Consider the following 23,360-nt stretch of genomic DNA (forward strand, 5'->3'; position numbering starts at 1 on the left):
ACTTGACCAAAGAACCAATACTAAGCCGACAAATCCGCGTCCCCTACTCCGCCAACTGGCGATAACCGAGACCGTTATCTCTAACCTTTAAAGAAGATTATGCTCCAAGGAATAAAAATAAGTGAATCTTTAAAAGCCGTTTATGATATCCCAAATGAATTAGGGTTGATTACAAATTTAAATCAGCTAAATACAATAGTGGGAGCAAATAACACCGGTAAAAGTAGATTTTTAAGAACAGTATTTTCAGGATCCAATCACATTAAATTCATCTACGAAATTGATGAATCAATCTTTAAAAATTCAGTTAGGCTAATTAGAGATATTTTCCAAGTTATTAAAGTTTTAGATGGTCACAGTATTAAATACATACATCGACAAGAATTTGAGAAAGCACTTAATGATATTGATGGAAATCAGAATTCCCTTGATCAAATAACTATACTCCATAACTTTATTAAAAATTTAGAACAAAATCAATTCGAAGTAATATTTGAAGGTAAGCGTCATCTTTTAATTAGAAATTTATCAAATATAAGTTCGCAAAAAAATAATTTAACTGCCATATTAGAAAGCCTAGGAATTGAAAATGAAAAAGTAAAACGAATTTACATACCTATCTTAAGAGGGCTTAGACCTATTGCTAAAGAAGAAAAGAATTTCTCTAAAGATGATATTTATTCTAAAAGAACCAGACACGATTATTTTCAAAATTCAACTCCTAATGGTGACGTATTTTCCGGTCTTTCAATTTATGAAAACGTAAAAAGTTTATTATTGGGTGATGAAAATGAAAGAAATGAGATAAAAGAATTTGAGAGTTTTCTAAGCGAAAATGTTTTTAAAGACAAAATCAACTTAATTCCCAAGTATAACGATGATGTTTTGCATATTAAAATTGGAGAAGAATCACAATTCCCAATTTATAGGTTAGGAGATGGACTTCAAACATTAATTATTATATTATTCCCAATATTCCTTAATAGAAAGGAACGTCATATAATTTTTATTGAAGAACCAGAAACCCACTTACATCCCAAATGGCAAAGATTGCTTTTTAGAGCTATGAGCTTATTTTCTGAGCACACATATTTTATTTCAACTCATTCTTCAATATTTATTAATTCTCCTCAGAATTCAATTTTTATCGTATCTAAAAATAATGGAAAAACTCAGATCAACTTCTCTGATATTAAGACAGAAAAGGTTGATGTTTTAAAAGAATTAGGTTATAAACCTAATGACTTATTTCAAACAAACTATTTATTGTGGGTTGAAGGACCAAGCGATAAAATCTATTTAAACTATTTAATTAAGAAGTTAGATGAAAATTTGGTTGAGGAGGAAGATTATAGCATTATGTTCTATGGTGGAAGTTCTTATAAACATTTCTTGGAGAACAACGGTGATTTTAGTTTAGATTTTATTGAATCCCTTAACCAGAATTACGCGCTCATAATGGATAGTGACAGATCCAAGGCAACCGAACCATACAATAAAAAGAAAAAGAAATTGAAGGGAGTTTTTGAAGAAAATAATGCATTTTTCTGGTTAACAAGATTACGGGAAATTGAAAATTATATTCCTTTTGATGATTTTGAAAAAGCTGTAAAAGATGCTCATAAAATCAAAAATATACAAATTGATAAATCTGATTTCGGGGATAGATGTCAATTCATTGACTTAGATGCAAAACCAAATTATAAACCTTCAATAAAGTTAAGCAATGACTTATTTCAAAAAATCCAAAAAAATAAAAATGGCAAACTTACAGGAATCGACGGTAAGGAATTAAGAAAAGAAATTGAAAATGCCATTCAAAAAACTGCAAAAACAGTAAGAAAAATTGATAAACTAAAGGTGGCCGAAAAGCTTGTTAGAAATGGATTTTCAGTTGAAGATTCAGAGATAAATAAAAAATTACAGCAGTTAGTTTTAGATATTAAAAAAGCAAATAGTTAAAGGCTAGAGATAACAGCGGTTCATCTCAAATTCCGGGTATTGTAGAAAAAATGTAATTTTAGAAACCAAGAAACAAAATGGTAAATCCGACAAGTCCGAGTCCTTACTCCCGCAACTTGCGATAACCGCAAACCGTTGGCAACAATTGCCCATGGCAAAAAACTACCTTAATTTTTACTACTTAACTCTGAAAAAGAAAAAAAGAATTAAATTAGAAACATCACAAACATCTGATAATCAGAAATTAAAACAATTGACTACTAATTAAATTCTAATATTATGTATGCAGTTTCTAACTTTAAAAAGTCATTACTAGTATTATCAATATTTATAGTCCCTTTGATAAGTTGTAAAAATGACAAAGAAAATAATCCGAATCAAAAAGAGGATAATATTGAAGCTAACAATACCGAAAATATCATTGAAGTAGTAACAAATGAAATGGATTTTCAAATACCATCTCGCCTTAAATCTGGATGGACAACTTTCAGGTATAACAATAAATCTTCAGAAACTCATTTTTTCATTTTTGAAAAGATGCCAGAAGGGATAACGATTGACAATTATAACAATGAATTAGTACCACCTTTTAAAGCGGCTTTTAATCATCTAATAAATGATGAAGTGGAAAAGGCTATGGAAGAATTTGAAAAAGTCCCAGCCTGGTGGAATGATGTGAAACTGGGTGGCGGTGTTGGTTTAATTTCTCCAAAGAGTGTAGCTGAATCTACAATTTACATGCACCCGGGAACCTATGTAATGGAATGCTATGTTAGAATGCCCAATGGCATGCCTCATGCATTCTATGGAATGTTAAAAGAAATTCAGGTGACAGAGGAAACAAATGACCTCAAAGAACCCTCTTACGATCATCAAATAAGTATTTCAAGTCAAGAAGGAATTACATTTCAAGATTCAATTAAAGCCGGAAATTACCAGTTAGCTATCAACTTTAAGGATCAAAAGCAATATGAAACACTTTTAGGCCATGATGTGAACTTAGTTAGACTTGACAATATTTCAAAATTGGATACATTAGGCAGGTGGATTAATGCTGCTAATATTAAAGCTTTTAGAACTCCAATTCCAGAAGGATTGACATTTTTAGGTGGCGTAGAGGATTTAGAGGAAGGTGAAACAGGTTATTTTAAAACTCAGCTTAAGCAAGGTACTTACGTATTAATCTCGGAAATTCCGAATGCTATAGACCGAAATATGTATAAAACTTTTAAGGTCTATTAAAGCAACAGTTGCGAACAAAAGTTCATCGCCAATAAGCGGTAGCGTTAGAAAGAAAATAATTAACTTGACCAACAATCCAATACTAAACCAACATCCCGATAGCTATCGGGACCGCGTCCCTACTCCGCCAACTGGCGATAACCGGGACGGTTAGGCAAAATAAAATATACGGGTTTGAAATTCTAAGTGTATTTTAAAATGGGATTTATAGAAAAAGCCACTGACCTATATGACCAGCGGCTCTTATAATTCTAAATCTTAATTATTAATTGGAAGTATCTGTGCTATCCAATTTTACCATAATTTCCTCGTGCTCTTTTTCCATTGTGCTATGGTCTTCTTCCATCGCTTTATGTTCTTCCATAAGTTTCTTGTGGGTTGCGATCATTTCTTCGATCTGAGTTTTTTTCTCGGCTTCAGATTTTTCATCAAAGCTTGTTTTCATTTCTTTATGTCCTTCAAGTATTTCATCATGGCTTTTAATGATTGCATCATGCTGTTCCAATATCGTTGAATGTTTTGCTACATCTTCAAAAATCGTAGAATCCTGTACATCCATAGATCCTAGTTTCTGATTAAAATTTTGAAACTTTTTTAACATTTCATCATGGATAGATTTAAACTTGGAATGAACCTGGCTAATACTGTCTCGTTGACTTTGAAGTTTCTCAAATTTCTCTGATAGTTCTTTATTGTTGTTTTCGCATCCTACAATTAAGATGAGTAGTACAAAAAGATTGATTAGTTTTTTCATATCGTTTATGGTTTTAATTAAAAATACTAAAACCTTAACGTTTAGAGTATTAAAGGATTTGTAATATTTTCTCAATCGAAAAAATTCTGCAAATTTACTTTGCCTAACATCGGTTATACCAAATAACGGGTTTAATCGAAAAAGTGTAATTTTAGAAATCAAGAAAGAAAATAGTTAATCCGACATCCCGATAGCTATCGGGACCGCGGCCCTACTCCCGCAACTTGCTATAGCCACAAACCGTTAATACAACCCTATCTTCAACTAAAAGGGGGCACTTAAAAGTTTTTATATCGTATTAAAAATAAGCAAAACGAGATTTTCTATCTTTAGGGAATCTTGTTAATATTATGCTGGAAATTCTAAAAAATAATCTTGAACGTAGCCTGGGAAGTGAAATTCCCGAAGAATTATTTGATCTTATTGAAAAATATTCCTTTAAAAGGTCTTTCGATAAAAAAGAATTACTCGCTGAGGCGGGGGTTGAGTGTAAATACCAGTATTTTATTATTGAAGGTTCTGCATATTCTTTTTATGTAAATGAGAAAGGCGATAAAAATGTCATCGAACTCGCTATTGAAGAATACTGGATCACCGATGCTGCCAGCTACTTTACGGGGAGGCCTGCTGTTTCTACTATTGAAACGCTGGAGCCTACCACAGCCCTACTCATTAATCGCCAGGATTACGATAAACTTTGCTGCTCCCATCCCCTCTTTGATAAATTCTTCCGCATCTTATTGCAAAATGCCCTGGCCTCCCTGCACCAGCGAATCGCAAAAACCATAAGTGAGGAAGCCGAGCTTAGATATCAGGAATTTTCAGATAAACACCCATATTTTATTCAGCGTATTCCCCAATATCTCATAGCCTCTTATTTGGGGATCAAACCGCAGTCTTTGAGCAGAATTCGCAAAAATCTTGTCCAAAGGTAGATCCTCTTCTTTTCGAAGTTAACATAAGTGAATCATTTTGATGCGTTATATATGAATCCTTGTAGTCTAATTCTATAGGGTTTTAAAAAACTATATGCAGATTTTTAACCTTCTTTAATTAGTGAAAATAAGATCCCGTTCGAAGTTAACATAGGTGAACGAAATCGGAGAAGTATTAAGGGATCTTTGAATAGAAATAATTAAAAAAACAAATTTTATGGATACTACAAAAACAACTATCTGGAAACTGGACCCTTCACACAGCGAACTTACATTTAAGGTAAAGCACCTTATGATAAGCAATGTTAAAGGGGAATTTCAAAATTTTGATGCGCAAATCGTTTCCCAGGGAGAGGATTTTAATAGCGCCAAAGTTACAAGTAAAGTAGAAGCAAATTCAGTGTATACCAATAATAAAGATCGTGACGCCCACCTTAGAAGTGCAGATTTCTTTGATGCTGAAAAGAATAAAGAGCTTAAATTTGAAGGAACCGACTTTGAAAAACTGGATGAGGATAATTATAAATTAACTGGCGTGCTAACGATTAAAGGAAATTCAAAAGAAGTGATTCTTGATGTGGAACACGGTGGAATGATGAAAGATCCTTATGGGCAGAAAAAAGCCGGTTTTTCAATAAGCGGGAAGATCAACCGTAAGGAATTTGGATTAACATGGAATGCAGCCCTGGAAACCGGTGGAGTTATGGTAAGTGATGACGTACGTATCAACGGGGAATTACAATTTGTAAAACAAGCCTGAAATCATGGAAAACAAAATATTAGGATTGCATCATATCACCGCAATTGCGGGTGATGCACAGAGAAATTACGACTTTTATACCAAAACCCTCGGGTTAAGAATGGTAAAGAAAACAGTGAATTTTGACGATCCTCAAACCTATCACTTTTACTTTGGAGATGAAGTAGGAACTCCCGGAAGCATTCTGACTTTTTTCCCGTGGACTAATGTCAGGCAAGGGAAAGACGGTTCAGGGATGGCTACCGAGATAGGATATTCTGTACCCAAAGGCAGCCTTGAGTTCTGGAAAGATCGTTTTGAAGAAAAGAATGTAAGGCATTACCAGATTACCGAGCAGTTTGGAGAGAGAAAACTGCCCTTTCAGGATCCTGATGGTTTAAAGTTAAGCCTTATTGAAACTGAACATAAGGACGAGAGAAAGGGCTTTGAAACTGCAGAAGTAAAGGCAAATGTGGCTATTAAAGGTTTTCATGCAGTTACATTAAGCCTGAATAACAATGCTGCTACTGCAGAGATATTGACCGAAGTTTTTGGATACAAAAAAGTTAAATCTGAAGGTAACTTAACCCGTTATAAAACTGATACGGTTGAAAATGCCGCGATAGTAGATCTTTTGGAGATACCAGATCTGCCCAGAGGCCTTAATGCTGGTGGTACAAACCATCATGTAGCTTTCAGGGTAAAAGATGAGGAAACCCTCATGGCCATGAGAGAGAAAGTTCTTAAAAAAGGATTGCAGATCACTGAGAAAATCAATCGGGATTACTTCTTTTCTCTTTATTTCAGAGAACCGGGAGGAGTGCTCTTTGAGATCGCGACAGATAACCCCGGGTTTGCTACAGATGAAACTGTAGAAGAACTGGGAAGCAGCCTTCAGTTACCAGACAGGTATAAAGGCGTTAGGGAGCAGATAGAAAAAGCTCTGCCGGAATTGAAACAGTAAATTTACAGATGAAAGTTCGGAGTAAAGATTTGAAGACATTTTCTCCGGACTTTTTCTTTTTTTAAACTAAAATTATGCACACAAAAAATATAATTACAGGCGGGAAAAATATTTCAGAAGCAAAGAAGGTGCTGATCCTATTGCATGGCCGTGGTGGTAATGCACAGCAGATACTTTCCCTGGCCGATAATTTAAATACCGAAGATTTTGCTCTTTTCGCACCTCAGGCAACTAATAACACCTGGTATCCTTATTCCTTTCTTGCACCGCCAAGTCAGAATGAACCATGGCTTTCTTCGGCTTTAGAAATCCTACATCAGCTTCTGGAAGATATTAAAAGTGAAGGCATCGCTGCTGAAAATATTTACTTTGGAGGATTCTCGCAAGGCGCCTGTCTAACAGCAGAATTCGTAACCAGAAATGCAGAAAAATTTGGGGGAATAGTACTTTTTACCGGCGGACTCATTGGGGATAAGATTTATTCTGAAAACTATAGCGGAAATTTCAATGGCACCCCGGTATTTATAGGGTCCGGAAATCCGGATGCCCACGTGCCAGTAGAAAGAGTAAAGGAAACTCAGAAAATAATGGAAAGTATGAATGCCAAAGTTAGCGTAACGATTTATGATAACAGGCCGCATACCATTTCCCAGGATGAGATTGAAAAGGCTAATGAACTGGTTTTTGAAAATTAAGAAAATCCTGAAAATTACTTAGTAACAAGAACTTAGATTGTGCTTCGTTAAGGAATAGTGGTAAGCACTTGAGCAACAAAAGGGATTATTTTCAGATAAGTTCTGCCAACATATGATTTTGATTTTCATAATGCTGCGGAGCGACAATATATTATTCTGCTGGATGGACAAATAGAGATAGAAACCTTAACAGGTGAAAAAAGAGTTTTTGAAGGGGGTAAAATCCTGCTAATGGAAGATACCGAGGGAAAAGCTCATAAAACCAGCAAAAAAGGCTTGTGTTCAGAACACAAGCCTTTTTTAACTAAAGCTACTAACTTTACCAGCTTACCAAATTTTCGTTTGGAAACCAAAACCTGCCTTCGCATAGATTTCTCCATCAATATACGCACCTCCTGCTTTGAGTACTGCCACATTCCCTAATTTAACCTGAAGGCCTAATTCCGGGTAAAACTGAATATTTTCAACCCCTTCTACTTCATAATATATTACCTCTCCATCATTCTCAGAATAATAGTCAGTGTAAACTACACCGGCCCCCGCATACACCCATAGCGGATATAACACCTTGAAAGTGAATCCAAAATTTGCACCTAGCTTGGCTTCTTCAAAATCTTCGGAAGCAGCACTAACTGATTCCTTCTCAGTACCGGAAAAAGATAATATCGATGTATTTCCCACATTCTGATTAGCGTTCAAATTAAAATAGGTTCCAACTCCTCTCAAACTCATTCTACCGAATTCCAGTCCAAACATTTCGTTACTTGAGTAACTACCTAAAATATATTTGGAGGAAGTCTGATTGGCAACCCGATCTTCTTTTTTCATTTCCTGATCGATATCCTCAAGCCTTTCATTTGCAAAACCTACCTCCTCTCCCCTGGGATAATCAGCTTTATACTGTTGGTAGGTGTTTTTTGCCAAACCAAACTCTTCATTTTCAAATTGTCGGTTAGCTTTTGCCAGGATGGCCTTCTTTCTGGCTTCTTCAATCTCATCAATATATTTTCCTGTAGAATATTTAATCCTATAAGTATTATAAATCTGAATATCATTCAGTTTCATAGCTTTCTTGTATAATTCTTCTTCCCGGGCCTCTGCAAGAAGGTCGTTAACTTCATCCATATATCTTCCTTCCGGATAATCTTCCAGATATTCTTCGTAAACTTTGGCTGTATTTACCGATTTGGCATTTTCAAAGTCCTTTGCTTCCTTATCTGCCAGAATTATTTTTATCTCCTCCGCTTTTGAAGTATTCGGATATTTACTTAAATATGATCTCAGATCTTTTAGACTTTTAGTGTTAACAGCCATTTTATAGGCGTTATCCTCAGCTTCTCTATCGGCCTCCAGCAATTCTTTATGTTCTACGGCTATCATACTCACTTGTTGTGTGCGATCATCACTAGACCTTGCAGTGCGCATGAATTCTTTTGAAAGTTCCGGAATATTTTTATCTCTTTTATTGATCTCAAATCTGGACATCAATTCCAGATATAAAATATCCGGATTGGTATTACCCAATTCTTTTTCAGCTTTTTCCAGAAACTCAAGAGTCTCTGTATATTGATTACCAGAATAGGCTTCTTTTGCTTTAATATAATAAGCCCTGGCCAGGTTTTGACTAAAAGCCTGGGTAGAAAAAAGACATAGCATTACTGCGATAAAAAGTAATTTTAACTTCATGATTTAGAAATTTCAGTTATTTAGGTTTAATTAAAGTTATCCGGAATAGAATCTTGTTTCTTTTTTTCTGACCAGTAGTCGGATTTTTCATCTACCCGTGGTATGGAGAGAGAGTCTGTTTTCATTTCTACCGATGTCGACCAATAATTGGGCTTTTGTGGCTGCTTTGAAACGGACTCCTGATCCTTAGTATCCGACGACCAGTAATCATCTCCAGAAGTTTTGGGAGATATTGGCTGTTCATTAGCCCAGTAGGCATCATCTGATTCTGAATTCTGGGATTTATTAAATTCTACCAACAACTCTCCAGAAGGTATCTTTGGAATAAAATTCGATTTCAAAGCTTTTTCAGAAACTGCTGAATAAAGTTTTTGTATTTCGGGCAAAGTTCCTCGCCAGTTATAAAGCTTGTAGTGAGAAGTAGACTTTTTAAAATATTCTGTTTCTAATTGCGCAAACAAATCTTTTAAATAAGGGTATTCTCCACTTGAGTTAGGATAAATCGCGATAATCGGGGAAAACCGGAGCTCTACCTTGTCCTCAATCGTAATTTCCATGGTATTAGGAAACGAAACGTTCTCTTTGTAGGAGTTATAATTCTTATTAGTTTCGGTAAAAAACAAATAAATAGGCTCTCCATTTTTCGCGAACTTATCATAAGTCTTTGTATAACTTATATCTGAATTTAAAAAATTCTCCCGGGATCGAATTATGGCCTTTTTTCCTCTTCTTATTTCATCTACCAAAGCGTTGAACTCTCGTTTCTGACTGGCCAGGAGTGCCTGCCTTTTTCTTTCTCTTTCTCTCGCAATTCTTTCACGTTCTAACCGTCTTGCTTCCTCCTGTCTCTTTCGTTCCTTCTCCTTTGCAGCATCATGAAAAATCTGTGCGACGATTCCAGCTCCGGCTGCTACAGCCGCACCCCCTGCAGATCCCTGGTTAGCCGCTTCCTGAGCAAGCGTCATACCTGCCCCCACATAATTACCCCCTTGAATCTGCTGTGCTGCCTGTGTAGCCGCCCTGTCCATCCTTTCATTCTCTATCCGTTGTTTTTCTATCTGGGCAATTCGCCTCTGTTCTAATTCTTCGTAGTATTCCCTACGCTTTTGCTCTTGTTCCTCAATAATGTTCGAAGTTTTTTGCTCCTGTTGTTGCTGAAATTCTTTCATCGAAGCATTATCGTTGGACTTTTTCTGCTTTACCCTCTCATAATATGCAGCATTGTTTTGCTGCACATGCTGTTTATGAAATTCATCTCTTGAAAGTCCATTACTTTTATCGCCAGACTTGTTTTTGGCTTTCCGCTCTAGTTCTGCAACATGGGCTACATGGGCCTGACCGTTCCAATTTCTTTTACCCATTGTGGAATTGGAAGCTGAAGTAGTTTGCGATTCCGGAGAGGAGTTAAATGCTGCAACAGCTGCTCGAATGTCTCTGAGAATTGCTCCCGAAATGTTAGAAGCTTTTACAAAAGGAGAATCCAAAGAGGCGTTATTCTCCCATTCAATTTGATCGATTTCATTGTGGTTTAAATCTGGGTCTATTCTTTCTTGTCTGCGATTACCAAGCCTTCTTTGTTGGAAATTGTAAGATCTTGTATCAATGGTCACAGAACCACTTATGTCATAAATGCAATCAGAACAATTCATTGGGAACTCATAAACTTTCCCATTATGTTGTAATTTGTTTCCACGCCCATATTTTGTTCCAGCCCATTCTATTACAATATTTTTAGTATATACCTGAATTGTTCTTACCGGTCCCCACCACCAATCTATCTCAATGCGAATTTGAATATTATCCGGAGTGCGATGATTTATAAGTAAGGACTTTCGGTCATTTTGAGCTAAGCTATTTGAAGCCACAAACAAGACTAAAACTATGATTATTAATTTTTTATTCATTAAATATGAGTTTTAATCAATGATTATTTACCGAATCGATAATCCTATGCAAATCTGCACCCTGAACTTCAGAAATTCTTAATTCTTCTACTCTTCCGGTTTTTTCCCAGGGAGAACCATTTTGATTATTGGCATTGTGACGCTCTTTTACACTGTCAGAAAAAATCACCTCCTGATTGGTTTTTAAAAAACCTCCCTTATGCACAGATCCTCCACTTTCAAATTTTCCGAAATCTCTTTCAACTGATCCCGGAATTAGCATACTAACGGTTCCGCTTGCTGTAAAGTAGCAATTAGAGCATTCTATAGGAAATTGAATTCCCAGAGACGACAACTGATTTCCCGAATAGGTTTGTCCTTCATACCTAATACCCTGTACAATTACAGCATCTTGCTGGATCATAATCGAACCACCAGAGAAGGTCATAGGTTTGGTCGATATCTTTACCGTACCATAAATACCATCACTCGTCTCGAAATTTTTCGTAAATCTCTGAACCTGTTGCCCATATATATTAATGGTAAAAAATAGCAGGATCACGATGGAATTCGGTTTCATGATAAACAGGGCTTAAATTCACAAGGCAAACTTTAAAAAAATGTTAAAGCAGGTCAATACCATTAAAAAGGTATTTTAAACCAATATTAAAATGTATTCAATTACCAAGTCATTTCGCCTGACTCATCCGCCTTTGGCGCAAGCCCTTCCGACTCCACTATTTAGAACCGTGATTTGTTAATATAAGGATTTACGTATTTTGTTTCACATTTGTATGATTTCTGTACAATGGCATTCTTTTACAGATAAAATCAGTCTTAGATGTGAAACAGAAAGAAATCTATATTATCTGAAATCATCATCGCTGAAGAAGACTTACTAAATCCTTAGCAGGCTTGCCATTTAGCCTGAGTCCCAGGCTTTGGTAGAATTCCTGGATTCATTCAATGCCTTCGACCCCAAAGTTTGCCCATATCTTTTTTGGTTTCATAACATATCAAATTGAACCAGCTCAATAAACTGACCTGTTCTGATCTTAGAAAACGGTTTAAGCTCCAGCATCTGTTGATATAAATTAATTTTTCTTGAGACAACCTAATGCTATTCATTGATTAATAGATTATTACAATTCTAGCCGGGAATTTATGCTGTTACTCTCGGCCGTGGTTCCTGCATTTATAAAGCTCTTTAGGACACTTACTGTAACCTTTGTTACTGCCCCGGGCGGAATCGTAGGTTATTTTTGCTCGCCTAACTAAAAACAGGAACATTGGAAATAATTGATCTTATTGGATATTTTGGAGCATTATTGATCGGAGTGGTCTTAGGACTTATTGGGGGCGGTGGCTCCATACTCACGGTACCCGTACTGGTGTATTTATTAGCCGTGAATCCTGTCACCGCAACGGCCTACTCCCTTTTTGTGGTGGGATTCACGGCCCTGGTGGGCGCACTGAACACGATGAAGCACAAACTGGTAGATTTTCGCACGGCAACGGTTTTTGCCATTCCCGCATTTATAGCCGTTTACGCTACCAGGAAATACCTTGTTCCTGCCATCCCCGAACATATCTTCACTCTTTGGGGTTTTGAAGTGACCAAGGATATAGGCATTATGATATTCTTTGCGATCATTATGATCGTAGCTTCGGTTTCCATGATCAGTGATAAGAAGAAGGATGATACGACAGAGACCGAGGTGCAGTATAACTATCCGCTCATCTTCATTGAAGGGATAGTGGTAGGTGCGCTTACCGGTATCGTAGGTGCCGGGGGAGGATTCCTTATCATCCCGGCCCTGGTACTCCTGGCTAAACTGCCGATGAAAAAGGCCGTGGCAACTTCCCTTCTCATTATAGCTGTGAAGTCTCTCATTGGCTTTATAGGAGATATTCAGAACCTTAAGATCGAATGGTTTTTCCTCATAATCTTTACAGGTCTGTCCATCGCCGGGATCTTTCTGGGAGGTTACCTGAATAAATTCGTTAACGGTAAGAAACTAAAGAAAAGTTTTGGCTGGTTCGTCCTCCTGATGGGGATCTATATACTCGGAAAAGAGATCATATAAATTTTAACAGGATAATAAGGAAGGTCTGGGTCTTGCCCTTTCCTTCCTTTTTTATTTGGAAGCTCAATAAACCACTCATATAATTCCTCGCTCACCAGGCCTTGTAAGATCCTCGCCAATGCTGACGGAATTACTTACCAGGCTCCTCTGCTCCATATCCCTCTCTCATATTTTTCATGAGAAAAAGCATGGATTCATCTCCATGGATCTGTAAAATCATGTGATATCATTCCATAAAAAAAAACCTGCCGTAGATGATCAAACTCCGGCAGGCCTGTAAGAAAAACAGTTTTCTCTAACTATTGAAATTTATAATCTGTTTTGGGCACCGTGGAGAAGGAATACTGTCCTAAATACTCACAATAGGCACGACCTTCCAGTTTGGGAGATACCGGAGAGTTCTTTCTCAGATACTCTTCAACCACATCATGGATATAATAATCCTTTACCTCAACATTCTTCACATCGGGAATTCGGCAAAGATTATCCACAGGATCCCCGGGACGCACACAGGCCGAAATGGTATAATATTCGTCCATTTTCATAGGCTCCCCATTGATGGTTATGGATTGTACCCGTTCTCCTTTTTCGCCCTGGCTGTTAAAATCTACCTGCATCCCTGAGAACCTCACCAGCCAGCCACCAAAACGTTCGGTAGGATTCTTTGCAAAGGCATTATGCATTTCCCTTTCCAGCCAGTCTTTCACCTGCTGACCTGTTACTTCACCGGTCTTCACCTTTTCGTTTACCGGAAGCAGGTTCCACAGGTTAGCTCGGGTGATGGGCGCTGGTTTTCCGTTTTCAGGTACTATAGGATTCCCAAATCTGAAACCGTTGGAAATGGAAATATCCACCCCGGTTTTCCACCTTGCGGCATCAGTGATCATATTATCCATCGGGTTTTCAACGGTGAGGTAACGGTAAATGGGAGTAGCCGTATAACCAACCACTGTCTCCAGATGTTCTTCGTAAGGTTCCTTGGCCTTATCCACAAGTCGCTGAAGTTCCGGGTCGGCCGGATATACTTCGGGATCCACATCCATAAGCTCATAATCGTCTCCCACCAGTTCTCCATCAACAAAATGTAAGGTCAGTTTCCCCACAAAGGAGCCAAAAGCTCCAGGTTCAGTGACCTTGGCGTATTTTCCCTGTATAGGCTCGCGCAGTCTCTCATGAGTATCGTTCCCCAGGATATAATCCACTTCTTTGGCCAGTTCGCGGTCGGCAAGGTCTACCTGCTTAAACACCCCAAAATGCGTGATAAGAAAAAGAACATCTAACTCTTCCTCTTTCTTGACGGTGTCTATAAGTTCTTTCACCTCATCCTCTATCCCGCTGAAAGTAATGCCTTCACTAAAAATAGGATTCTGGCGCACCGGGACATCGGGATCGTTGATGCCTATGAAGCCTATCTTAACCCCCTCGATCTCCTTTGTCCAGTAAGGAGGAAAAAGTTCTTTCCCATCTTTTTCATGGAACATATTCTGAGCAATAACCGGGGTGTTATAATGGGTCATAATATCCATCATTCTTTCTTTTCCGTAGACTACCTCCCAGTTTCCCGGAATGATCACATCGTAGTTCATCTCGCTGATAAGATCCGGAAAGATACGCCCTTCTGAAAGTGCCGCATATCCGCTGCCCTGGATCAGGTCCCCACCATCTACGATAATGGTACGCCCCGGGTTCTTCTTACGTTCTCTCTCAAAAAGGGTCTTGATATTTGCCAGGCCGCCCCTTTCTTTGAAAACTATCTTTTCGTTTTCCCAGAATAGTTCGGGGTGTGGGTCCAGCTGCCCGTGAATATCGGCCGTTTGCAGCACGGTTATGCTGAGAGTATCTTTTTTATTAGCTGTTTTGTCTGAATCCCTTCCGGTTGCCTGGTTACAGGCGGCAAGGCTTAACAGCCCCACTATGGCAGGTATCCAGAAAAATATTTTCAAATTAATCTTCATAAGTTTTATGTTAGGGTTATACTGTAGTATTCTGATTTTTATAATTGTGTGTGGCGGAGAAGTCTGCCACCTTTTTATTTATACGTATTTGTCAATATTCAGTCTTTCCTGAGATGTCAGCTTAGCTTTATGTCTTTTCCATGGAGCCGAATAATTCCGATCCGGAAAGCCTGAAGAGAACCAGGATTCCCTGTTCTGCTCCGGCTTCGGCCCTTGGAAATATCATATATATATTGCCCGGTCACTTCAATATCTTAAGGGCAGTAGGTTCAGTTCAGTTCTGCAATATTAACCTGCAGAATACATCTTTGGGGGAGGGTAAAACCTGTCCGGAACAGACTCCTGCAGGGAGGGAGTATAATAAGCGTATTCCCGGGATTTCACTTTAATATTCTTATAGTTCCAGTTGAAAAGTTCAAATGTCAGGGGATTGTTACACAAGGATTCTATAGTAAGATCGAAACCCTCAGAATCGCTTTCCATGGTGTCCATAAAAGCCACTGCAGGAACCTTCCTTTTATGCTTCTCACAGAAGGGGTTATTATACGCGATCTCGTCACCATCCATTACAGCCAGCAGGATCTTTGAATCCATCACTACAAATTTTCCGAAGAAAACAAAGATGAAATAGAGTGCTATGTATGGTTTTAGATCCATGAAGCCCAAATGTAAAGATTCTCTCTCTGGTGTTTTGTGACTTTGGTTACATAGCCCTCTTCGCCCTCTGCTGGCAGGACCATGGGATTCGGTTAATGTCCTTATTGTAACAATTGTTACTGCGAAAGGCACCGAATGAGGATATTTTTGTCCCTATAAAAAATCAAAAGTTCTGTTTATCAGTTCTATATAAGTGAATTTTAAAACAAGAAGAATTATGACAATAAAACAATTCAAAGATGATCCTTTAGCGCACTATTCCTATGCTATTTTAAGCGATGGAGAGATTGCTCTGGTTGATCCAAGCCGTAACCCGAAGCAGTATTATAAATTCGCAGAAGAACACAATGCGAAGATCGTCGCTGTTTTCGAGACTCACCCTCACGCCGACTTTGTGAGCGGACATTTGCAGATCCATCAGGAGACCGGTGCTACTATATATATAAGTGAGAAAGTTGGAGTAAGCTATCCGCATGAAGCTTTTGATGAAGGCCAGAGCGTCCAGGTTGGGAAGACCAGCTTCAGACCTTTACACACTCCCGGTCACTCGCCAGACAGCCTTACCTTTGTAGCCGAAGAAGAAGGAAAAACTGCATTATTCACGGGAGACACGCTTTTTATAGGCAATGTTGGCCGACCCGACCTGCGTGAAAAAGCCGGAAATATGAAGGCTAAAAGGGTTGAACTTGCAAAAGCCATGTACGAGACCATACAGACCAAGTTCAACGACCTGCCTGATGACGCACTGGTATATCCGGCGCACGGAGCTGGTTCCTTATGTGGGAAGAACATGAGCGATTCTCCCTCAAGTACCCTGGGAAATGAACGCATGTCCAACTGGGCTTTTAAAGACCAGTCCGAAGAAGAATTCGTGGAAGAGCTTCTTAAAGATCAGCCCTTCATTCCTTCTTACTTCGGTTTCAACGTAGACCTTAACAGAAATGGCGCAGGTAATGTTCAGCAGGAAAAATATCGTGCTCCCTTGCATATAGCCGCCGATAAAGTTGAAGAAGGTATCACGGTAGTAGATGTACGGGATGGCGATGCCTATAAAAAAGGCCACCTGCCAAATAGTATAAATATCATGGCCCGCAGCGAAAAAGACAAATATGAGACCTGGCTGGGCGCGATAATTGAGCCGAATGAATCATTCTACCTAGCCGTGAGCTCGGTGGAAGATATAGATGAGATCCTGGAAAGGACCGCCAAAATAGGCTATGAAAAACAAATGAAAGGTGTGATCACCTTAAGCGGAAAGGTCTCTGCGACTTCAGATGATTTTGATCTTGATGACTTTAAGAAGAACAAGGCTAATTACACCATTGTAGATATCAGGAACGAAAATGAACTTGCCGAAGGATTGATCTTTGACAAGGCTATAGGAATCCCGCTGAACGAATTGAGAAACCGTGCAAATGAGTTACCAGCTGACAAGCCTATCTTAGTACACTGTGCGGGCGGATACCGCTCTGCAGCAGGAAGCAGTATCCTGGAAAATAAATTCAGGGAGCAGAAGGTCTTTGACCTTAGCGAGGCTATTAAGGATTTTAAGGAAGCGGAAAAGGTTTAGTTTAATTGATTGAGGAAAGGAGGTTGCCCAAAAGGCAGCCTCTTTTTTTATCAGAAAGGATGTTCCAGGCTTTTTCAGGCTGGTTTCTTTGCCCTGGATTCGGAGAAGCAAATTCATCTCACGCTAGACCCCTATTAAGCTTTATTCTTTATTTGATCCGGGCTAGTTCCCGAAGATTTCCTTTAATTTTTATTTACCATAGAAAAAGAGGCTGACAGGAAAGTCTTTGCATTCCCCTGAAGTTAATTCCAGGGATCGCCTTTGATCAAAAGTTCTTGAAGAACCAGAATTTCTCATCCCACCATTTGGAGAAATGCCCCCACTGAGCCGGAGTCTTCATCCTTAAATGGGTTTCCTCCGTATTTTCAAATCGGCCACCGGTCTCACTGGCTTTTCCTTCCCCAGCTTCGATAAAGTATCTGCCTTCCGGCACAAAGCTTCGATCGGGGTCCAGCCCTGCGATCTTCCGGCTTATATTATGACCTACCACTTCGCCCTGGTGCCTTGCAAACACCCCGATCTTTGGAAAGACCGCCCCCGTTTCGGTGGTAATGCCAGTAACATCTCCAATAGCATATACATTAGCGAACCGGGTTTCGAGGGTCTTTTCGTCCACTTCTATCCAGTCTGAATCGCCCTGCAGCCTGCTTTGTTTTACTACCTCTGGCAGTTCATGTTTTGGCGTATAGGCCAGTAGATTGTAGGAATAGCTTTTTCCATTACTGAATTCAAGGCTGTTCTCTGATGCTGAGATAAGTTCGTGGTTTGGGTAATATCTTATGCCTTTCTTTTCCAGCAGCTCTTTAAGTTCCTCTGATGCTTCGGCACCCGCAAATTCCATGGGGCCCGATTCAGGGGTGTAAAGAGAGACAGTGGTATCTTCTGATAAACCATTTTTCCTTATATAATCCTCCACGAGCATGGCCACCTCGTATGGTGCAGCGGGGCTTTTAAAAGGCAGGGAAGAAACCAGGATGGCGATATCACTTCCCTTGAATTCCTTCAGCTCTGTATAGAAATTCTCCGCTCCTTTCAGGCTGAAGAAATTATGACCATAATGGCCCAGATTATAAATATCTTTTTGTTCAACCCCAAGGGAGATCACCATATGATCACCTTTATATTTCTCCCCCTTTACTGTAACCGAAATATCCTGGGGATCTATATTTTCTATATCTCCCTTGATCACTTCAAGACCCGAAGTCTGAAGCCTGTCTATCTTTTCAGTGATCTCCTTCTGCTTTCTCTTGCCCACCATCAGCCATGGAAGTGATGGGGAGAATACATAGGCTTCTTCCTTTTCGAAAAGAAGGATCCGTACAAGGGTGATATCTTCTTCGTTTCCGCTGTGTCTAGCTATTTCTTTGGCTGTGACCACTCCACCGGTTCCACCACCTAATACCAGGATCGTTTTCATAATTAAGGTTTTTTCAGTTATAGATTTCTTTAATAACAGGTCTGTAAATGAACAATCCCTACCAGGGTCCCAAATGTTGCTGGCAGGATCTCTTGCTTATAATTCAGGGGCAAACAGCCTCTACTTAAAATCAAAGATATAGACAGGTCTGGCTTTAGAAAGCTACTTTTGTTACACAGTGATCTCTATTTTATACTATACTGTAACAATTGTTACTGTGCTATGACGAAAATCATATTTTCTTAGTATCCACAAAAAAAAGATTGAATGGACTGGATTTACGAACCCTGGCCCTGGTATGTTGCCGGGCCATTTATTGCAGCGATCATGTTCCTGCTCTTATTTGGCGGTAAGAACTTTGGAATGTCTTCTAACCTGCGAACCATGTGTAGTATTGGCGGTGCCGGAAAAAAAGCTGATTTTTTCGCTTTTGACTGGAAAGCCCAGCGCTGGAATCTGATGGTCGTGGTTGGCGCTGTTATTGGCGGATTCATAGCGGCGAACTTTCTGAGCAAAGATCCTGCGGTGGATATTAACCCGGAGACCGTCTCTACTTTAGAAGGGCTTGGTTTCCAGAGCGCAGGTAAAGCATATCTGCCAGATGAACTATTCGCCACAGGGGCATTTACAGATCCCAAGGCGCTGGCCATTCTCCTTATCGGAGGACTTTTGATAGGATTTGGAGCAAGGTATGCAGGCGGATGTACCTCAGGCCATGCTATTTCAGGTCTTAGTAATCTGCAGCTGCCCTCTTTAATTGCGGTGATAGGTTTTTTTATTGGAGGTCTTGTGATGATTCACTTTTTATTCCCATTAATTTTTTAAGAAGATGAAATATTTAAAATTCGTTCTAATAGGTATTGCATTCGGAATTGTAATGTTCAAAAGTGAAGCCGCATCCTGGTTTCGCATTTACGAGATGTTCCAGTTCCAGTCTTTCCATATGTATGGCATCATAGGTTCTGCCCTTTTTTTGGGCGTTCTGGGAACCTATCTTATCAAGAAATATAAATTGAAGTCTATAGATGGAGAGCCCATCAAATTCACACCAAAGGATAAGAGTTTTTCCCGCTATATGTTTGGTGGGATCCTTTTTGGATTGGGCTGGGCCCTTGCAGGTTCCTGTCCGGGGCCTATCTATACCCTGGTTGGGGCCGGTTACCTGCCCATCCTGGTGACCCTTGCGGGAGCACTTATCGGGACATTTATATATGGCCTCTTAAGGCATAAATTACCTCATTAAGACCCTGGCCAGCATTTAATTATACATCTCACTTATCCTGATAAGCTTATCCATGTCCCGGATTACTATGCGGCTGCCCGAGGTGGAGATTATTTTCTCTTCCCTTAATTCAGACAGTAGTCTATTCACTGTTTCTTTTACCGTTCCTACATAGCCGGCAAGATCGGCGCGGGTAAGAGAAATGGACTGGTATTCCAGGTCTTTTCCTTTAATCTTGTTATTTAAATTAAGTATCGCATCGGCAAGCCGGCCTCTTACCGGTTTATAGGCAAGATCGGTTATTGTTTCCTGAACCACTTTTATTTGTTCTGAAAGCCGCCAGAGCAAGCTCAAAAAGATATCTCTTCGATCATTGAGCACTTCCCAAAAATCGCGTTTTGAGATAAACAATAGGGAAGTCTCTTCCATAGCCTGGGCACTGGTACTATATCTTCGATGAGAAAAAAGGTCTGAAAAACATAAAAGTTCAGAATCAGTAACAATCTTAACGATCTTTTCCTTACCCAGACTTCCCAGCATACTTATCTTGACCTGGCCAGAATCTACAAAATAAGCCCCGAGGGGAGTACTTCCTTCCTGATAAACGATCTGTCCTTTTTTGAAAAAAAGCACATCTGCTCTTTCTCGCATCGCCTGAGGAATTTCAAGATCGGCGAAAGAGGGTTTATAATTAATAGTATACATACGACATCCTTCATTAATGGGTTATTCTTTTTCGGAAGATAGAAACTATTCTCTTCCTCTAAAATGACAAAAATCATTTTCGCGATCACAACCTTTTAAATAACACAGCTTTAACACCATTAAGCTTTATCGAAAGTTCCCGTAAGCCTCAGGCATATCTCATTGAAATAATAAAATACTAAAATCCATTTGGGCACAGGGATCCTATCATTACTTCTGACTAATCCATGCCATAAAACAATCTTTAGCAGTGACTTTTATTACTGATATACAGATATTTAATCCTGCTCAACCCACTTTTAGTCATTCCTCAGGAATGGGTTTCCGCCTAAATTGAAGATGTTTAATATCTAATTCTTCAAAGATGAAATTTTTCAACACTTTTCGAAAAACAGCAATACTCGCTATGCTGATGATCTTTTTCACCGGATGTGAAAAAGAAGAGCTGAACCAGGAGCAGTTTGAATATCAAACAACCGAAGCTTTTTTAAAAGTAAAAGCTCCTGCCGTAGAGTCTGCGGGAAATAATCTTTCCTTCCCGGTGATCTGGGCAGAGGGAATTGCAAAAACTCTCAGAACACCTCCAGCCAACGCGACAGATGGTTTGCAACTGGAAGGGGTATGGTGGTATGTATGGGGAGAAGAACCAATAGATCCGGCGTCTCCTATCTTTAGCTGTGAGCCAAACCCTGTAAATCCATTGCTGTGCTTAGATCAAACTCAAATTGACCTAAACGATCCCGGGTTGTTTAAGGCCTTTGTTCAAAAAGATGCGCTTAATTTCTGGGAAGCTTTTAATGCTAATGCAGAAGAACCAGTCTATGTAGATTTCATTGACTGGGGTGACAATCTGGAGTCTATAGACTGGACGTTGAAATCCCAGGTACGAACCGAGCTGGTTCTTTATGAAGTAATGCCCGCACCTGTTCTTCAATATCCAATGAGACATGTTACAGGATGGGGTATCACTGAGGTGCATGGATTGCAAACAGATCTTGACGGAAACATACAGTTTGACAATGCACCAGGCGATCAGGCTACTGTATATTCCACCCATACCAGACTGACCATCCAAAAGCTTAATATAGACCGGGATGATCCTCTAATGGACCAACTGGAATGGGATGCGGCAAATTCTATGTGGATAGATAATGTGGAAGATGAGGTCCTTGTTATTAACCAACCACTTCTTAGCAATGCTATTCATGAAGCTGCCGATGGACCCGGTTATTTTAATGCCGAAGTCAATGTTAAAGGTAAGATCATGTACGGTTTTACCTGGGATATGAAGAAACTCAATGAAGGATCCGGCGATTACAGGATAACCTACAGCTTTGATGCCTCTGCTCCTTCCTCTGCCGGTCTGAACACCTTCTTTACAGAATCTACCGAAATAATCCTGCCCCTGGAGGAAGAAGAGGAAATCAGCCTCGAATCGGAAGAAGAAGTGAAAGGTGGTACAGGCATTTTAGATGTCTCGCAAAACCTGACCTACATGGACATAAGAATTGTAGAAAGATCTACCGGTGGTGGAGGTGGCGGCAATAATGGCGGCAATAATGGAAGTGGTAATGGTCCAAAAAACTAAAAGGATTTTTTCACGAAAAGCAGATCGGTTCGTAGTTTTACTGCGAACCGTTCCTTTTTAAAACACTTGCTATTCAGTATTTCAGAATTGGTCAATTGCATTACTATTTTTCTGAATAGCTTTGTAGAGTATCAGGGAAAATAGGGTTGATTAAAGCATTTCTATCTGTGCTCATAAATGATCAAAGGTTTTACTTTTACCACCAATCTGAAAGGAATCAGCAAATCACATTTTAAGGAAAAATGAAATCCGGAAATAACCCAGTCAATTCCTAATGCTCCGCACCCTCAGTAAAACAGGTTCAGTAATTTTATTTAAAAAGGGACTGTTTTTTAAAATTTCCAGGCACTTCCTAAAAAAACCCGGAATGCTATGCTCCGGGTAAATAAAAATGATTTTACTCAGTCTACTTTCCAGTCTTCAACCAGTAACTAATTCCGGCAGACCAATAGAAAATGCTTTCCAGGTCCTCCTTATACACAGCGTCATCTGTAATAATGCTTGCAGGAGTTTGCGGAAACGATATTATAGGAGTAAATGAAAATATAAAGGACTTATAAAAATACATAAGAGGTAATTTTGCTTCAATATTGAGAATATTAAACTCTGAAGCTTCCGAAATTGAAACATTTGTCATTGGAGATTGCATAATATTATTCCCTCCCTGTCCTTGACCATTTCCACTTCCCTTTCGGTTACCCAACCTGCTGGAATTATAATACTCCTCATAAAAGTACTGCGTTCCGGCTGCCAGAATAAAAGTAGGTGTTATCATAAGATTATTCTCCAAAGCAAAGAAGCTTCGGTCAGCCATGAAATTAACAGCTACATCAGGAGAATCATTATCACTAAAGTAACCCGAAGCGCTTAAAGTAAATTCAAGTATATCAAAATCATAAGCAAGCAGCCCTGTAATACCAGCTTCGATCTCCGATTGTACATTATAACTCTCGTCGTCAAAAAAATATTTTGTCCCAGAAAGCCCTACGCTAAGATCGTTCCGGGAGTAGATATATCCGGCACTAAGCAGAAAGAGGTCAAATCTTTCATCTTCTGAAGATACCAGATACGAGGCAGAAAAATTGCCAAAAAAACCCGATTTGTCATAGTATCCAAGAGAAGAATATACATAAGGTGCCCTTACCGAATCCTTGCGTCCCATAAAGATCGCATCACTCATGTAACTCACGTCTGCAAGAAAATAGGAAAAATCTGAACCTTCATGCTGAGGGTTCTGGGCTTCTATATTTCCAGATAGTATAAGCAAGAGCGCGAAAAATTTAAAAATATGTTTCATGA

General features: G+C 39.2%; 20 protein-coding genes. 11 read left to right on the top strand and 9 right to left on the bottom strand.

Annotated elements, in window-relative coordinates:
• The first annotated feature begins 99 nt into the window (after positions 1-99).
• Together LU635_RS03945 and LU635_RS03950 are read left to right on the top strand one after the other, a co-directional pair.
• On the top strand, positions 100-1,962 hold the full coding sequence (locus LU635_RS03945) for an AAA family ATPase (RefSeq protein WP_240096403.1): 1,863 nt from the start codon (positions 100-102) through the stop codon (positions 1,960-1,962).
• 279 nt (positions 1,963-2,241) lie between these two features.
• Positions 2,242-3,204: a hypothetical protein gene (locus LU635_RS03950; protein WP_240096405.1), complete on the top strand. Its 963-nt coding sequence runs from the start codon at positions 2,242-2,244 to the stop codon at positions 3,202-3,204.
• Positions 3,205-3,469: 265 nt separating this feature from the next.
• Here the strand turns inward: LU635_RS03950 and LU635_RS03955 are convergent, their stop codons facing one another.
• Complete coding sequence (locus LU635_RS03955) at positions 3,470-3,958, bottom strand: hypothetical protein (protein ID WP_240096407.1); 489 nt, start codon at positions 3,956-3,958, stop codon at positions 3,470-3,472.
• 350 nt (positions 3,959-4,308) lie between these two features.
• Here LU635_RS03955 and LU635_RS03960 point away from each other — a divergent pair, with 350 nt between their 5' ends.
• From LU635_RS03960 to LU635_RS03975, 4 genes are all read left to right on the top strand, one after another.
• Positions 4,309-4,893 carry a Crp/Fnr family transcriptional regulator gene (locus LU635_RS03960; protein WP_240096409.1) on the top strand — a complete coding sequence of 195 codons (585 nt, stop codon included), beginning with the start codon at positions 4,309-4,311 and terminating at the stop codon, positions 4,891-4,893.
• 217 nt (positions 4,894-5,110) lie between these two features.
• Positions 5,111-5,653 carry a YceI family protein gene (locus LU635_RS03965; RefSeq protein ID WP_240096411.1) on the top strand — a complete coding sequence of 181 codons (543 nt, stop codon included), beginning with the start codon at positions 5,111-5,113 and terminating at the stop codon, positions 5,651-5,653.
• 4 nt (positions 5,654-5,657) lie between these two features.
• Complete coding sequence (locus LU635_RS03970) at positions 5,658-6,596, top strand: ring-cleaving dioxygenase (protein ID WP_240096413.1); 939 nt, start codon at positions 5,658-5,660, stop codon at positions 6,594-6,596.
• Positions 6,597-6,670: 74 nt separating this feature from the next.
• Positions 6,671-7,291: an alpha/beta hydrolase gene (locus LU635_RS03975; protein ID WP_240096415.1), complete on the top strand. Its 621-nt coding sequence runs from the start codon at positions 6,671-6,673 to the stop codon at positions 7,289-7,291.
• Between the two features lie 327 nt (positions 7,292-7,618).
• On the opposite strand, the gene LU635_RS03980 is transcribed toward LU635_RS03975, so the two are convergent.
• Genes LU635_RS03980 through LU635_RS03990 form a run of 3 tightly spaced genes read right to left on the bottom strand, consistent with a single transcriptional unit; the run spans position 7,619 to position 11,440 of the window.
• Entirely contained in the window at positions 7,619-8,977 is a 1,359-nt protein-coding gene (locus LU635_RS03980; RefSeq protein ID WP_240096417.1) for a tetratricopeptide repeat protein, read from the bottom strand.
• 26 nt (positions 8,978-9,003) lie between these two features.
• Complete coding sequence (locus LU635_RS03985) at positions 9,004-10,881, bottom strand: hypothetical protein (RefSeq protein WP_240096419.1); 1,878 nt, start codon at positions 10,879-10,881, stop codon at positions 9,004-9,006.
• 16 nt (positions 10,882-10,897) lie between these two features.
• Entirely contained in the window at positions 10,898-11,440 is a 543-nt protein-coding gene (locus LU635_RS03990) for a hypothetical protein (RefSeq protein ID WP_240096421.1), read from the bottom strand.
• A 709-nt stretch (positions 11,441-12,149) separates the two neighbouring features.
• On the opposite strand from LU635_RS03990, the gene LU635_RS03995 reads away from it, so the two are divergent.
• Complete coding sequence (locus LU635_RS03995) at positions 12,150-12,947, top strand: sulfite exporter TauE/SafE family protein (RefSeq protein ID WP_240096423.1); 798 nt, start codon at positions 12,150-12,152, stop codon at positions 12,945-12,947.
• A 299-nt stretch (positions 12,948-13,246) separates the two neighbouring features.
• On the opposite strand, the gene LU635_RS04000 is transcribed toward LU635_RS03995, so the two are convergent.
• Positions 13,247-14,902, bottom strand: a complete 1,656-nt coding sequence (locus LU635_RS04000) for a bifunctional metallophosphatase/5'-nucleotidase (protein ID WP_240096425.1) — start codon at positions 14,900-14,902, stop codon at positions 13,247-13,249.
• Positions 14,903-15,190: 288 nt separating this feature from the next.
• A complete protein-coding gene (locus LU635_RS04005) occupies positions 15,191-15,559 on the bottom strand; it encodes a hypothetical protein (protein WP_240096427.1) in 369 nt (122 codons plus the stop codon).
• A gap of 217 nt (positions 15,560-15,776) precedes the next feature.
• Here LU635_RS04005 and LU635_RS04010 point away from each other — a divergent pair, with 217 nt between their 5' ends.
• Positions 15,777-17,129, top strand: coding sequence for an MBL fold metallo-hydrolase (locus tag LU635_RS04010; RefSeq protein WP_240096429.1), 1,353 nt, complete (start codon positions 15,777-15,779; stop codon positions 17,127-17,129).
• A 265-nt stretch (positions 17,130-17,394) separates the two neighbouring features.
• On the opposite strand, the gene LU635_RS04015 is transcribed toward LU635_RS04010, so the two are convergent.
• Positions 17,395-18,546, bottom strand: a complete 1,152-nt coding sequence (locus LU635_RS04015; RefSeq protein WP_240096431.1) for an FAD-dependent oxidoreductase — start codon at positions 18,544-18,546, stop codon at positions 17,395-17,397.
• A gap of 267 nt (positions 18,547-18,813) precedes the next feature.
• On the opposite strand from LU635_RS04015, the gene LU635_RS04020 reads away from it, so the two are divergent.
• Together LU635_RS04020 and LU635_RS04025 are read left to right on the top strand one after the other, a co-directional pair.
• Positions 18,814-19,371, top strand: coding sequence for a YeeE/YedE family protein (locus LU635_RS04020; protein WP_240096433.1), 558 nt, complete (start codon positions 18,814-18,816; stop codon positions 19,369-19,371).
• 4 nt (positions 19,372-19,375) lie between these two features.
• Entirely contained in the window at positions 19,376-19,789 is a 414-nt protein-coding gene (locus LU635_RS04025; protein ID WP_240096435.1) for a YeeE/YedE family protein, read from the top strand.
• A 15-nt stretch (positions 19,790-19,804) separates the two neighbouring features.
• Here the strand turns inward: LU635_RS04025 and LU635_RS04030 are convergent, their stop codons facing one another.
• On the bottom strand, positions 19,805-20,473 hold the full coding sequence (locus LU635_RS04030) for a Crp/Fnr family transcriptional regulator (protein ID WP_240096437.1): 669 nt from the start codon (positions 20,471-20,473) through the stop codon (positions 19,805-19,807).
• A 364-nt stretch (positions 20,474-20,837) separates the two neighbouring features.
• Between LU635_RS04030 and LU635_RS04035 the strand changes: the two genes are divergently transcribed.
• Positions 20,838-22,061 carry a hypothetical protein gene (locus LU635_RS04035; protein WP_240096439.1) on the top strand — a complete coding sequence of 408 codons (1,224 nt, stop codon included), beginning with the start codon at positions 20,838-20,840 and terminating at the stop codon, positions 22,059-22,061.
• A gap of 406 nt (positions 22,062-22,467) precedes the next feature.
• Here LU635_RS04035 and LU635_RS04040 read toward each other — a convergent pair whose 3' ends face one another.
• Positions 22,468-23,358 (bottom strand): hypothetical protein, encoded by an 891-nt coding sequence (locus LU635_RS04040; RefSeq protein WP_240096441.1) that lies wholly within the window; start codon positions 23,356-23,358, stop codon positions 22,468-22,470.
• Between the last annotated feature and the right edge of the window lie 2 nt (positions 23,359-23,360).

Source organism: Christiangramia crocea, from assembly GCF_022410465.1.
GTDB classification, from domain to species: domain Bacteria; phylum Bacteroidota; class Bacteroidia; order Flavobacteriales; family Flavobacteriaceae; genus Christiangramia; species Christiangramia crocea.